Below are 15086 nucleotides of genomic sequence, written 5' to 3' on the forward strand. Positions count from 1 at the left end.
AACTGATATTTGTGAATGTAGCTAACAATTATTTATACCCAAATAAACGAAATTTTAATAAATTTGTGATTTTGTTAAGTTTTCGCAATTTGATATAATATATTAAAAAGAAAAAAGGAGATTTTTATGCAAGATTATAAAAATTTTAAATTAATAGATACGAGAGAATTGTCAGACATCAATTCTACTGCATTTCTTTTCGAACACGAAAAAACAAAAGCAAAGGTTTTGAAGCTTTCTAACGATGACGAAAACAAAGTTTTTTCAATTGCTTTTAAGACTATTCCACAAGATAGTACAGGTGTCGCTCACATAATGGAGCATTCAGTTCTTAATGGATCCAAAAAATACACAACTCGTGAACCATTTATGGACTTGGTAAAGTCATCGCTACAAACATTTTTGAACGCGATAACTTATCCAGATAAAACTTGCTATCCTGTAGCAAGTCGTAACGCCAAGGATTTCAAAAATCTTGTGGACGTTTATTTGGATGCAGTTTTCAATCCAATTGTTTACGAAAAGAAAAATATTTTCTATCAAGAGGGATGGCATTACGAAATAAAAAATGTCGATGATGATATCAAATACAATGGTGTAGTATACAACGAAATGAAGGGTTCTTACAGTTCAATTTACACGATTATTTTCGATGAATTGTTCAAATATTTGTATCCAGATACAACTTATGCACATTCATCGGGTGGAAATCCTTACAACATTCCAGATTTAACTTACGAAAAATTCTTGGAATTCCACGACAAATACTACCACCCATCAAATTCGTTTATTTATTTTTACGGAAATGGAAATATCGAAGAAGAATTGGATCATTTGTCAGAATATTTGGATGAATATGATTACAAAAAAATCGACTCAGACATTCCTTACCAAAAACCATTTGAGAAAGCTAAAAAAGTCCAAGTCGAATACAATATATCAAAAGACGAAAAGCCTGACGGAAAAGATGTATTGGTATATGCTTCAAATGTTGGACACATCACAAATGTAAAAGACGCATTTGTTTCAACTATTTTAAGTGATGTATTATTCTCCAACGAATCCGCAATAATCAAGGAAAAATTGTTGCAAGAAAACATCTGTGAATCTGTAGAGAGCGTATCATCTTACGGCCAAGAAATCACAATGGGTGTTATCGCTGAGAACTCAGATGTAAAAAACACTGAAAAATTTGAATCATTGGTTAAAAGAGAATTAGAAAACATCGTAAAAAACGGAATCGACAAGGACGAACTTACTTCTACTCTCAATAAATTGGAATATGATTTGAAAGAAGCTGGAAGTTTCCACACAAAAGGAGTTATCTATTTCTTAAAATCTGCTCTAAGTTTCATGTACTCAGATAGCTACTACGACCAATTGCAATTCTCAGAAACTCTTGCAGAATGCAGAAAATTAATCGATACAGATTACTACGAAAAATTCATCGAAGAAAAATTGTTAAACAACAATTTTAAATTGATACTATCTTTGAAGGCAACACCAGGTCTTAATTTGAAAAAAGACAACGAAGTTAAGGAAAATTTAAAACAATACAAGGAAAGCTTGTCTGATGAAGAATTGAATGAATTAGTAGATTTGAACAAAAACTTGGAACAATTCCAATCAGAAGAAGACACAAAAGAACAAAAAGACACTATTCCAACATTGGAACTTTCCGATATTGACGCAAAACTTGAAGATGTAGAAAGAATCGAAAAGAAAATCGACAATTACACATTCTTAAATCCAAATCTATTCACATCAAACATTCACTACGCATCATTTATGTTTGATTTGTCGAAGTTCTCGCAAAAAGATTACTTCTATTTGTCACTTCTATCCGATTATATCGGACTAAGCGATACTACAAATTACGACTACAAAAAATTATACACTCAAACATATCTTGCATCAGGTGGAATATTTACGGCAATTCATTTGAACAATACAAAAAACGGTCAAGATTTAAAATCCAAGTTTGTGTTCAGCTTCAAAACAATAGAAAAAACAGAAGACGAATGTATTAAAATATTGGAAGAATACTTGTTTAATGTAAAATTTGAAGACAAAAATAGATTCAAAAATATCCTTCAAAATCTAAAACAAGAATATAAAACAAGAATACTTGAAGCAGGAAACCAATTCGCGTTGACACGATCAATGGCATCATTCTCAGAAAAAAGCGTGTTGGAAGATGAATGTTCAGGAATTAGCTACTACGAAAAATTGTGCGACGTGTTGAATGATTTCGATGAAAAAGCAGACATCACTTTGAAGAAATTACAAGATTACTACGAAAAAATCGTAAATTCAAACGATATGATTGTAAGCATAATAAACGAACAAGAATCCGCAAACAAATTCTTCGACAAATTACAAAAATCATTGATTTCTAAAATGCACACAGAAAAAATCGACATCAAATCTTCTCCAACAAAATTCTTCAAATTAAAAGAAGCATACAAGACATCTTCAAATGTGAATTACGTTGTAAAATCAGCAGATTTAAAAAAATACGGGTTTGAATACAATTCCAAAATAACTGTGTTGACAAATATATTGAACACTTCATTCTTGTACAACGAAGTCAGAGCAAAAGGCGGAGCCTATGGAGTTGGAATGAGCGTAAGCTTAAATGGAATATTATATGTGTATTCCTACAGAGACCCTAACATCAAAAACACAATCGACATCTACGATCAAATCGACAAATTTGTCGAAAACATGAGCTTTGATGAAAAAGAAATGAAACAATTCATCATTGGAACTGTAAACCAATTCAACCCACCAATGACTACATTCACAAAAGGAAGTCGTTCGATTAACATGTATTTGTCTGGAAGAACGATAGAAGATTATGAAAATTATCTTGAAAATATGCTACACACAACAGTAGATGACTTGAAGCAATTTGCTGAAATAATCAAAAAAGCAATGAAAGAAAATCACTTAGTAGTTGTAGGAAATGATACAAAGATAGATGAAGATGCAAATCTTTTCGACAAAATAATCAATGTAGAATAAATTAGAGGGCATATGCCCTCTTTTTTTGATGATAATATTCAATGCTTTTTTAATAAAATATTCAACGCTCATGCTAAGAATATTATACGGAAAAAATTGACTTGATTTCAAATCGAAAAAATCCGGCTAAAATCGTACCGCGTAAGCTAAGCGTGCTTACGATTTTAGGATTTTAAGATTTAGAAATCAACAATTTTTGTAGTCTAGATATTCGTGCGTGAGCGTTAGTATGTTATAACACAGTTTTTTAATTAAACGAATTTATAACATCAAACATTGGAATGGTAATAGATATTACGATAAATCCTACGATTATTGCCATGAAGATTATAAGCATTGGCTCTAATATGCTAATGAATGATTTGATTGCATATTCCACTTCCCCGTCGTAAAATTCTGAAAGTTTTTCGAATATATCGCCCAACTCACCAGTGTTTTCTGCAACTTTTAGCATGGAGTTGAACACTTGCGGAGTAATTTTTCTTTTATTGAACGCTTCTTCAAGTGTAAACTCTCCAGATTCTATTTCTCTGAAAATATCGGAAAGTTGTTGTTTGTAGTATTTGTTTTTCATGGATTTTTGAATTATAATGAGTCCATCCAAAATCGTCATGGAATTTTTGTGAGTTATGCTCAAACTCCTCGCAATTTCTGAGGAGATTATAATTTTTCTTTGTTTACCAAAAATTGATTTGGTCGTTTTGAATTTATCCAAATAATATCCAAATTTTGTTCTTCGATATGCTATGATACCTCCTGCTGTTATTAAAAGTAAAATAATTAAAATCAATAATCCTTTTTCGTTAATTGCATTTGATAATGAAATTAAAATTCTTGTAGACAGTGGCAGTACCATGTCAGAGCTTTCGAACAAATCTACAAATGTAGGAATGACGTTTTTAAGCATAAATATCAGCATTACAATTCCTGTGACTGTCAAAATTATCGGATAAATCATCGCGTTTTGAACTTTTTTGTTGATATCGTAAGTTCTCTCATAGTATTTGCTCAAATCGTAGACTACTTTGTCGAGCCTTCCACTCTCTTCTCCTAGTTTCATCATTGAGGTAAAAAACATATCGAAGTTTTTGTCATTTGAAAAACTTTCCGACACGTTCATTCCATTATTCAAATTCTCAGATACTTTGTCCAAACTCGGTTTAAGTTGTTTGAATTCTTTTTGTTCTTTAAGTAGATTAATGATTTCGATGATTGGAATCTTAGCGTTCAGAAGAATTGAAAACTGTCTCAAAAACAAAAACAGTTTTTTCTTCGATACTTTGAGATTTATTTCTTTTTTTAAGATGCTATCTTCTTTTAATAAACTGTCAATCTTCATTGTACAACCTCATTGCTTCGTCAAATGAAGTGTTGCCAAGTGATACTTGAATTAGCGCTTTTTTGAACAAACTGTCTATTTTATTTTCTTCACCGTAATTTTTCAAGGATTTCAAGTTCATATCTTTTTTGATTAAACTTCTCAAATCATCGTCGATTTTTAGTATTTGCATAACAGCCATTCTTCCCTCGTAACCAGAACTACATTCATCGCAATTTCCTGGCTCGTAAATTTCAGTTGGATTTAATCCGTTCGATCTGAAAACTTCCATTTGTGAAGGTGTTGGTGTGACTTTTTTCTTACAATGAGGACACAATTTTCTCACCAATCTTTGCGCGATAACAACTTTAAGAGATGCTCTTATCATGTAATCTTCAATCCCCATATCCATAAGTCTGATTATGGACTGATAGCAATCGTCTGTGTGAATTGTTGAATAAACTTTGTGTCCAGTGATAGATGCTCTAATCGCAAGCTTCGCAGTTTCCAAGTCTATGATTTCTCCGACCATTATTACAGAAGGGTCTTGTCTAAGTACAAACTTCAGCGTATTATCAAATCTCAATCCAATTTTTTCGTTGATTTGAATTTGATTGATTCCAAAAATATTGTACTCGACTGGATTTTCAATCGTGATAATATTTTTATCGATTGTATTTTCTCGTTCTAGCATTGTGTAAAGCGTTGTTGTTTTACCACTTCCCGTCGGCCCACAAATCAATACCATTCCATTTTCAAATTTAGTAAATCCTTCTATCATTTGTTGTTCACTTTCAGAAATCCCAAGATTTTGCATCCCGATTTTAAAAGATTCTGGATTCAAAATTCTAATAACGCATTTTTGTCCGTGAATTGTGTTGATAATGCTAATTCTAAGATCTATCTTCGAATTTTCGTAAGTATATGTAATTCTGCCGTCTTGTGGAAGCCTCTTTTCTGCAATATCAAGTTCACTCATTATTTTAATTCTAGTAATTATCTTTGAATGCATGCTCTTGTCCACAGTTTTGTATTCCACCAAACTTCCATTGATTCTGAATCTAATCCTGACATTTTCTTCAAATGGTTCGATGTGAATGTCGCTGGAATTTTTTCTGATTGCATCATTAATTATAGAATTTACAAATAAAATATTATCGCTGATTTCCATTGTTATCTCCTTGTATATATCTAATTTAATTATATCATTAAAATAATTAAATCAATCTACAAATAAAAAAATACCAACTGCATTGCAGTTGATATCTTCTTATTTACACCAATAATCTGCCACCTTGTGTGTACAAATTATAATAATATCCTTTTTGTTCCATTAATTGTTGGTGCGTTCCACGTTCGATTATTCCATCTTCAGTCAACACCAAAATCAAATCTGCGTTTTGAACCGTTGTAAGTCTGTGGGCGATTGTAAGTGAGCTTCTTCCTTTTGCCAAGTTTTCCAATGATTCTTGCACGATAAATTCGCTCTTGTTGTCAAGCGCTGATGTAGCTTCGTCTAATATCAAAATAGGTGGATTTTTCAAGAAAACTCTCGCGATTGAAATTCTTTGTTTTTGACCGCCGGATAGCATTACTCCACGCTCTCCAACATAAGTGTCAAATCCATTTTCCAAGTTCATTATAAAATCGTACGCTCCTGCTGCTTTTGCTGCATCGATTACTTCTTGTTCTGTTGCATCTGGTTTTCCGTACAAAATATTTTCTCTGACAGTTCCACTGAACAAATACACATCTTGTTGAACCATTCCGATGTTTGAACGAAGCGATTGAAGTTTGATTTTTCGAACATCAATTCCTTCCACCAAAATTTCTCCGTCTTCTACATCGTAAAATCTAGGTATCAAATTGCACAACGTCGTTTTTCCTCCACCTGAAGGCCCAACCAATGCAACTTTCTGTCCAGGATTTATAGTAAATGAAATATTGTTCAACACATTTTCGCTATTGTTATTGTATTTGAAACTTACATCTTTTATTTCGATTTTACCTTTGACATTTTCCAAATCCACAGCGTCATCGTCGTCGAAAATTTCGATATCTTGATCCATAATTTCCGTAAATCTTTCGATACCAGTCATTCCACGTTGGAATTGTTCCGTAAATTCTACAATTCTTCTCACAGTTGTAAGTAACGTTTGAACATAGAGGATAAATGCTACGATGTCCCCACTACTCATCTTCCCTTCGACTAGGAAAAGTCCACCGAATAAAACCACGATAATGTACATTATTCCATCAAACGCTTTTGTTATCGTGTTAAATCCAGCCATTGATGCGTACGTTTCTGATTTTATATCCAAGAATTTCTTGTTACCTTTTTGGAATTTTTCGATTTCTACATCTTCGTTTGCGAAGGATTTTACAACTTTAACCCCAAGCAAACTATCTTCGATATCCGCATTCAACACCCCGATGTGATGTTTTTGTTCTTTGAATCCTTTTCGCATTCTTCTGTTGTATTTAGATGCAAACACAATCATTAAAGGAATTGATAAGAACAAAATCACCGTCAATAATGCATTTAATCTAACTAAGATTACGAATGAAACTATTATTTTAATAAATCCAATAAAATATTCTTCTGGACAGTGATGTGAAAATTCTGTTATATCGAACAAATCAGATGTAATTCTCGCCATAATCTGTCCGACTTTTGTTTCGTTAAAATACGAATCAGAAAGTTTTTGCAAATGTTGGAACACATCGTATCTCATGTCCGTTTCAATCTTTGCTCCCATTATATGACCAGTTTTTGTCATATAGTATCCTGCCAACAAATCAATTATTTTGATGACCAAAAGCAAAGCCGCCATTCTGTAAATCATTTCTCTTGTCAAAGAATATGTTCCAAGCCCTGCATTTGTTAGTCTTCTCAAAATCATCGGCAACACCATATCAGTAAGTGTAGTAAGAGCAGCACAGAACAAATCAAACATCAAAATGAATTTGTATTTTTTAAAATAAGGCATAACCCTTTTTATCAGATTGAGATTTCTTTTCATATTTGTATCCTTTCTTTTAAAATTAACCAATACAACAATTATAGCACATTAAATTATTTTACATAATACAAAAACCGCCAAATTCAAAATCAATCTGATTTCAAACTCGGCGGCCAATTTATTTTGTGGATAATTTCTTCATTAATATTGTAATTGCAAAAAATCCTACCAATATTAAAATGTAAATAATAATATTCAGTGTGAACAAATTTTGCTTCACTGGTCCTGAAAAAATCGAAAAATATGAAAACAAAACAATTCCAATCGCTGATATGGCAATCAAAATGTATCTGAATTTACTGTCATGAAATCTCTTTTCTTTTCTGGAAATTATAATCGGAGTTGCAATTACAGCTGCAAACATCGTCAAATAAAGTATAACTGCAGACACTGAAATTTGTTTAAATTCCAATCCTAAGAAATTTCTAACTAGATTGGTAAAAAGTCCAACAGAAGTTATCAACAAAAAGTAATACACAAATTCTATTAATTTATTCGCTATACTCACATTAGAAAAATCTTCAATGTAGTTGTTGACCTTTCGAAGTTCCGATTTGTACAATTCTTCTGTAGGAAATGAGCCCTTTTTTTGTAACTGCATCAAATCAATATCCAAAAGTTTCTCACATTCACTTAACGTCTTAAAATACAGGTTTCTTGTCTTCAAATTCATCATAATTCTTTGTTTTATATCTGAAAAATCTTCATCCAACTTCATTCGTTTTCACCTCTTATATATAATACCATAAAAAAACTATAAATTATTCAGTTGATATTCAAAAATTATTCACGCTATTTTATCCCAAATTGTTGGTAAGTTTTTGTGGATAAATGTGGATAACGTGGATAACTTTGTGGATATCTTGAAATAAGCCAAATTTTTTCCACAAATTATCGTCAATTTTTGTGGAAAAAATTTGTATAACTTATTTGAAATGCATTTTCACTACATTTATTTAACACTCGTTTAATAAATATAATCAAACTTTCAAAATACTTACATTAAAATTCAATTCATTTTCAATGTATTACTTTTCCTAAAGTATATCGTAGCAGTCGATTATGTTATAATTATCTTAATATATAAATGGAGGAGAGTTATATGAAATATTTCGATTACGATTCATTTAAAGACTTTACATTTATTTCAAAGTTAAAAGCTTTAAAAAATTCAGACGATATTTTCTGTGTTACAACCACAGCTAATATAGAAGAAAACAAATACGATTCTAACATACACAAAGTAGGAGACAATAAAAACTTCACAAGTTCCAACAAGGACTCTTCATTTTTTGAATTGAATGATGGAGATTTATTAATTATGAGAAATTCAGAAAAAGAAGAAGATTCCGACACAACATCATTTTACAGACTTCCTGTCGATGGTGGAGAAGCTGTAAAAGAATTCGACATTGATTTGAAAAACGCTGAAATTCTTTTCGAATTGGAAGATTCTTTTATCGTAAAATACGAATTCGATAGACATCACGAAATGAATAAAATCACAGAAGAAGAAAAAAACGAAGATATCGAAGTTCTCACAGAACTACCCTATTTTGAAAATGCAGTTGGATTTACCGACAAAAAAAGAACTAGACTTGCAAGGTATTTTCCAAGCATCTACAAAATGGATATACTAACAGATGAATTTTCAAATATTTCATCAGTCGATCTCAATGATGACAAATCAAAACTTATTTTCGTGAGAAATTCCTACGAAAACGTAAAGAAAATCGAAGATGAATTAGTTGAATACGATTTGAAATCTGGAAAAGAGTCTGTGATTTTACAAGGTTTTATGATAATGTCTGCGAAATATTTCAATGACGATATTGTGATTCTCGCCACAGATGGAAAAGAACATGGACTAAACCAAGACTGCGAAATCTACAAAATTGTAGATAATAAAGCTATAAAGCTAAACGAAGAGCATTACTGCTTGTATAATTCCATAGGCTGTGATTTGAAATATTCTTCTGGTAGTCAAATCGAAAAAACTGACGAGTTCATGTATTTTGTGATTTTAGAAGGATATGGCAGTGCGATTTTGAGAATGGATAAGAATTACAAATTCGAAAAGATTTTCTCCACAAATCATTCTATCAATATGATTTCTGTAAAAAACGATGATGTTTACTACGTCTTGATAACTGAAAATCACGGACAAGAAGTTTACAAATTAAACGAAGAACAATTAACTCATTTGAATAATGACGAATATCATATAAGCAAAAAAGACAAGTTTACGTTTGAAAATGATGGTAATTCATTCACAGGCTGGGTGATTTATCCAAAAGATTACGACGAAAATAAAAAATATCCAGGCATTTTGTCCGTACACGGCGGTCCAAAAACTGTTTTCGGTGAAGTTTTGTTTCACGAAATGGAGTTATTGTCTGCAAAAGGATATTTTGTTTTCTATACAAATCCACGTGGAAGTGACGGATATGGAAATGAATTTATGGATATAAGAGGAAAATACGGAGATGTAGATTATTCAGATTTGATGAAATTCACAGATATTGTTATGGACAAATACCCTATCGACAAACTTGGCTACACCGGAGGATCTTACGGAGGATTCATGGCAAATTGGATGATGACTCACACTGACAGGTTTGATTGTTTTATAAGCCAACGTTCGATTTCAAATTGGATTTCTTTCAGTTTGATTTCAGATATTGGATATTATTTTGGAACGGATCAAAACCACACTGAAACAGTGTTAGATGATTATGATAAATTGCGGGACAAATCTCCGCTAAAATACGCAAAAAATGCACACACTCCAACTCTTTTTATTCATTCCACAAAAGATTACAGATGTCCGCTGTCTGAAGGAATGCAAATGTTTCAAGCTTTGAAACTTAACAACACACAAACAAGGTTTGTGATGTTTTACGGAGAAAACCACGAACTTTCACGTTCTGGAAAACCTAAAAACAGAATTAGAAGATTAAAAGAAATCTGCGATTGGTTCGATGAATATTTGAGGTAGATGATGAAAAAACAGAAAAAAGAAAAAAAGAATTTGTTCTTCAAAAAATTACTGCAATCAATAAAAGAAGACCAAATCCCATTATTAAGCGCACAGACAACTTATCATTTTATAATGAGCTTGGTGCCATTTCTAATAGTTTTATTAAATATTGTGTTGATGGTTGCTGCTAGTAAACTTGATTTGATTTTCAAATGGATGGAAGTAATTCCCTCTGAAACGAGAAATATACTAATGACATTAATCAACACGATTATAAGTAATAGATCTTCATCTGTACTTTCCATCTCTTTGTTGGTGGCGTTGTGGTCTAGTTCTAAAGCTTTGAAATCTTTAATCAAAGCTATGAACAAAGCATTTGATGTGAGAAGCGAGAATGGATTTTTGAAAACACAACTTAAAAGCATTCTGTTCACCGTGGTACTACTTTTATTGTTGATGGTGACATTGGTATTTATCGCATTTGGTGGTTTGATTTTCGGATTAATTGAACAATACATGAAAATCAGGATATCATTTTTGGCGCAATTTTTTAGATATTTAATACCTATTGTATCCATGATTTTTGGATTCACATTGCTATACAAATTCGCACCTGATTTTGGTTCAACGAGAAGTATCAAATGGAAATCCGCAATGCTAGGAGGAACTATCGCAACCATCGGATGGCTTTTAATTACAGTGTTGTATTCGTTCTACGTATCCAACATTTCGAATATGTCCTTAACCTACGGTCCATTGGTAGGCGTGTTCGCACTTTTTGTGTGGATTAATTTATCTTCACAAATAATTTTGATTTCAGCAGAAATCACAGCCAACTACGACCAAGTTAAAAGAGGCGTTATATATTCAACTTAGAATAAATTATTCGTAAAGTAGAAAACCATCATGCTAAGATGGAAAAAATACGTAGCAAAACTCTCATGCACGAACATCTAGACTACAAAAATTGTTAATTTCTTAATCTCAAAATCCTAAAATCGCAAGCACGCTAACGCTTACGCGGTGCGATTTTGGACGGATTTGTTCGATTTGAAATTATATCAATTTTTTCCGTATGATGTTCTTAACATGAGAGTTTTCTACTTTTACTACTCTTTCAACTTTTTTAATTCAATATAAAAGCTAAATACAACCTGATAAAATCTTCTACATTTCTAGGGTCAAGTCCTGTGATATCTCTAAGTTTATTCAGTCTGTACTGAACGGTGTTTTTGTGCACAAACAAATCCTCTGCGCATTTTGTTATGCTTTGATTATTTGTCGCATAAATTTTTATCAAATCTTTGTAAATATTGTAATCTTCGTCGGAAATATCTTTCAATACGACTTGCTTGAATTTTTTGATTCTGTCTTTTTTGATACTTCCAAGCAAAATTCCCAAATCCAATGTGGAATAATCCACAACACAGTCTTTTCTTTGCAAATTATCCAACCAATCCAACGCAACCATGCAATTATCATAGTTTTTCTTAAATTGGCTAATCATTTTGAATGACCCGCTGATGCCAAAATACACCCTACTATCGATGGCATCGTGAATTTGGTTTCTAATTTTCTCCAGTTTTTTCTTTATGATAATCTTATCTACGTTGTTTGAAAGAATTACAATTTCTCCGTAAAAAACGCTGTATACGAAATTATTGGACAGATTATTCTCCAAGATTTTGTAAATTTTATCGGAGTCTTTCAACAAAAATCTGTTTTCGGAATTTTTCCCGACTATTACGTATTTTTCGTCTTCACTTTCCAGATATCTGTACAATCCATAATCGTCCAACTCATTTATCAAGCTCTCAAACAAATACTTGTTCATGTCCTTTTTCTTGAGTTTATTCTTCTCAACGAGTTGTTCTTTTACGAGTATTTCGGTCATTTTTTTGATGATGTTTCCGTATTTCATAACTTCGTCTTTGTTTCCAGTGATGCCGATAACGGCAATGATTTCTCCATCGATTGTAACCGGGATATTAATTCCCTTCTTTGCTCCAACGTACTCTTTTTCATTATCAACAAATATGGTTTTGTTTTGCTTTACGCATTCCTTCGCAGCTTCGTGATAAGTGCCAATTCTATTTGAATTTGTAGAATAAATAATATATCCTTCTTGGTCAAAAAAGTTCAAATCGTAATCAATAACATCTTTTAATTTTTCGACTATCATTTTTGCAGTGTGATCTGAAATTCTCATTTGTTCTCCATAATAATAAATTTATTTGTTCATTTAACATTATTATTACATAAAACATACATTTGTGCAATCGTTTGTTATAAAATTGAGATAGGAGGTTGTTATGAATATATTAGTATTGATAGACTCTTTTAAAGGCAGTTTGAGTTCTTTGGAAGCAGGAGAAATCATAAAAAAAGCTTGTGAAAAAAATCCTTCAAACAAAGTAATAGTAAAACCTGTTGCTGATGGTGGAGAAGGAACTATTGATTCATTAAAGGATATTAAAAACGCTAAAATAGTTGAAGTCGATGTACATAATCCTTTGATGGAACATCACACAGCTAGATATTTGATAGTAGATGATAAACTTGCAATTATGGAAATGAGTGAATCCAGCGGACTTACCCTTATAAAAGATAACTTGGATCCAATGAATGCTACGACTTTCGGAGTTGGCGATATGATCAAGGACGCTTTGGATAAAAATATCCGAGAATTTATCATTGGAATCGGTGGCTCTGCAACTACAGATGGCGGCATGGGAATGCTAAGAAGTTTGGGAGCGCGATTTTTTGACAAAAATGGAATCGAAATCTCAAACGGTCCAATAGGAATTATAGATTTGGAAACAATTGATTTGGAAAACTTCGACGAAAGACTTAAGGAATGCACATTCCAAATAGCTTGTGATGTCGATAATCCATTGTGTGGACAACGTGGTTCGGCAAGAGTATTTGCACCACAAAAAGGCGCAACTCCAAAACAAGTCGAAGAATTGGATAAACTTTTGGGCAAATATCACGAAGTTACAAAAAAAGTTATTCCTGATGCAAATGATACGATTGAGGGAGCTGGTGCTGCTGGTGGTTTGGGATATGCCTTCAAAAATTATTTAAATGCAGAATTAAAACCAGGAATTGAAATAATTCTGGAAATGCTTGGTGCAGATGAGTTAATCAAAAATTCTGATTTGGTTATCACAGGCGAAGGCAAGATGGATTTCCAAACATCTATGGGAAAAACTCCTGTAGGAATTGCAAAGCTCGCAAAGAAATACAACAAAAAAGTCATCGCTTTTTGCGGCGTTTGCGATAACGATGCAGTCTCTGTTAATGAAAGAGGAATCGATGCATTCTTCCCTATTCTTAATAAATGTATGCAAACAAATGAAGCTATGGATAAAAAAGTTTCAGAAGAAAACTTGTACAGAAGTGTTGACCAAATAATGAAATTAATAAATTTATGGAGGTAGTATGGACAACGTAACATTTTCAACGATTGGAGCATTGATTGGCTTAGCGTTATCAATTTTTCTAATCATCAAAAACTTCCACGCAACTTACGCACTTATCATAGGCGCTTTGGTTGGTGGACTTATCGGTGGAGGCGGACTTGTGGGAACTGTGTCTGCCATGGTAAAAGGTTCTGAATCAATGATGAGTTCAGTTCTAAGAATTATGACAAGTGGTATTTTGGCAGGCTGTTTGGTTAAAACAGGCGCTGCAGAAAAAATCGCAGACACGATTATCAAAAAATTAGGCGAACAAAAGGCTTTGATTGCTATTGCGATTTCTACTATGATTATCTGTGCTGTCGGTGTATTCATTGACATTTCAGTTATCACTTGTGCACCTATCGCCCTTGCAGTTGGTAAGAAATCAAATCTTTCCAAATCCAGCATTTTATTGGCTATGATTGGTGGAGGAAAAGCTGGTAATGTAATCAGCCCTAACCCAAACACTATTGCAACTGCTGAAGGATTCAAACTAAATCTTACATCTTTGATGTATGTGAATATCATTCCTGCAATTTGCGCATTAATCGTAACGATTATTATTGCAATGGCTTTAGCAAAGAAAAAAACTGATGTTATTGATTCTACTGATTTGGAATCTTCTGAAAGAACGAACTTGCCAAGTTTCTTCGCATCAATTATAGGTCCCGTTACTGTAATTGTTTTATTGGCACTTAGACCACTTGCCAAAATCACAATCGACCCATTGATTGCACTTCCTTTGGGAGGATTTGTGTGCTTATTAGCTACAAAAGAAACTAAGAATACCAAAGAATATGTCAACTACGGTTTCTCAAAAATAATCGGAGTTTGCGCACTTTTAATCGGTACGGGAACAATAGCAGGAATTATCAAAAATTCAACACTACAAACTGATATGATTAATTTGATTACTGCATTTAATCTTCCTGCATTTATACTTGCTCCAGTAGCGGGTATTTTAATGGGAGGTGCAACAGCAAGTACAACTGCTGGAAGTACAATAGCATCTCAAACATTCGCCAAATCATTAATCGATGCAAATGTAACTGCACTAAATGCTGGTGCTATGGTTCATGCAGGTGCTACAGTTATCGACTCACTTCCTCACGGATCATTCTTCCATGCAACTGGTGGATCTGTCAAAATGTCTATCGCTGACAGATTGAAAATCATTCCTTACGAAGCTGCTGTAGGTTTGACGACTACAATCGCATCAGTATTAGTATATTTAATTACAAAATAATTTTTCTCAAAAGTAAAGGCTATGAGCA

10 protein-coding genes are annotated in these 15086 nt (G+C 32.7%); 5 read left to right on the forward strand and 5 right to left on the reverse strand.

What is annotated here, in order from left to right; all coding sequences use genetic code 11:
- Positions 1–126 precede the first annotated feature (126 nt).
- Positions 127–3027 carry an insulinase family protein gene (locus DES33_RS04235; RefSeq protein ID WP_110058166.1) on the forward strand — a complete coding sequence of 967 codons (2901 nt, stop codon included), beginning with the start codon at positions 127–129 and terminating at the stop codon, positions 3025–3027.
- Positions 3028–3274: 247 nt separating this feature from the next.
- Here the strand turns inward: DES33_RS04235 and DES33_RS04240 are convergent, their stop codons facing one another.
- From DES33_RS04240 to DES33_RS04255, 4 genes are all read right to left on the reverse strand, one after another.
- Positions 3275–4366, reverse strand: coding sequence for a type II secretion system F family protein (locus DES33_RS04240; protein WP_110058167.1), 1092 nt, complete (start codon positions 4364–4366; stop codon positions 3275–3277).
- Positions 4356–5516 (reverse strand): GspE/PulE family protein, encoded by a 1161-nt coding sequence (locus tag DES33_RS04245; protein ID WP_110058168.1) that lies wholly within the window; start codon positions 5514–5516, stop codon positions 4356–4358. Before DES33_RS04245 ends, DES33_RS04240 begins: the two co-directional genes overlap by 11 nt.
- A gap of 103 nt (positions 5517–5619) precedes the next feature.
- Positions 5620–7368: an ABC transporter ATP-binding protein gene (locus tag DES33_RS04250; protein WP_110058169.1), complete on the reverse strand. Its 1749-nt coding sequence runs from the start codon at positions 7366–7368 to the stop codon at positions 5620–5622.
- 118 nt (positions 7369–7486) lie between these two features.
- A complete protein-coding gene (locus DES33_RS04255; protein WP_110058170.1) occupies positions 7487–8086 on the reverse strand; it encodes a hypothetical protein in 600 nt (199 codons plus the stop codon).
- A 384-nt stretch (positions 8087–8470) separates the two neighbouring features.
- On the opposite strand from DES33_RS04255, the gene DES33_RS04260 reads away from it, so the two are divergent.
- Both DES33_RS04260 and DES33_RS04265 read left to right on the forward strand, forming a co-directional pair.
- Positions 8471–10366 (forward strand): alpha/beta hydrolase family protein, encoded by a 1896-nt coding sequence (locus DES33_RS04260; protein ID WP_110058171.1) that lies wholly within the window; start codon positions 8471–8473, stop codon positions 10364–10366.
- Positions 10367–11224: a YihY/virulence factor BrkB family protein gene (locus DES33_RS04265; RefSeq protein ID WP_249033609.1), complete on the forward strand. Its 858-nt coding sequence runs from the start codon at positions 10367–10369 to the stop codon at positions 11222–11224.
- A gap of 250 nt (positions 11225–11474) precedes the next feature.
- Here DES33_RS04265 and DES33_RS04270 read toward each other — a convergent pair whose 3' ends face one another.
- Complete coding sequence (locus DES33_RS04270) at positions 11475–12557, reverse strand: CdaR family transcriptional regulator (protein WP_094207596.1); 1083 nt, start codon at positions 12555–12557, stop codon at positions 11475–11477.
- A 103-nt stretch (positions 12558–12660) separates the two neighbouring features.
- Between DES33_RS04270 and DES33_RS04275 the strand changes: the two genes are divergently transcribed.
- Positions 12661–13791, forward strand: a complete 1131-nt coding sequence (locus DES33_RS04275) for a glycerate kinase family protein (protein WP_110058173.1) — start codon at positions 12661–12663, stop codon at positions 13789–13791.
- A 1-nt stretch (position 13792) separates the two neighbouring features.
- Positions 13793–15058, forward strand: a complete 1266-nt coding sequence (locus DES33_RS04280; protein ID WP_110058174.1) for a GntP family permease — start codon at positions 13793–13795, stop codon at positions 15056–15058.
- Positions 15059–15086: the final 28 nt, after the last annotated feature.

Source organism: Finegoldia magna, assembly GCF_003182075.1.
Lineage (GTDB): Bacteria > Bacillota > Clostridia > Tissierellales > Peptoniphilaceae > Finegoldia > Finegoldia magna.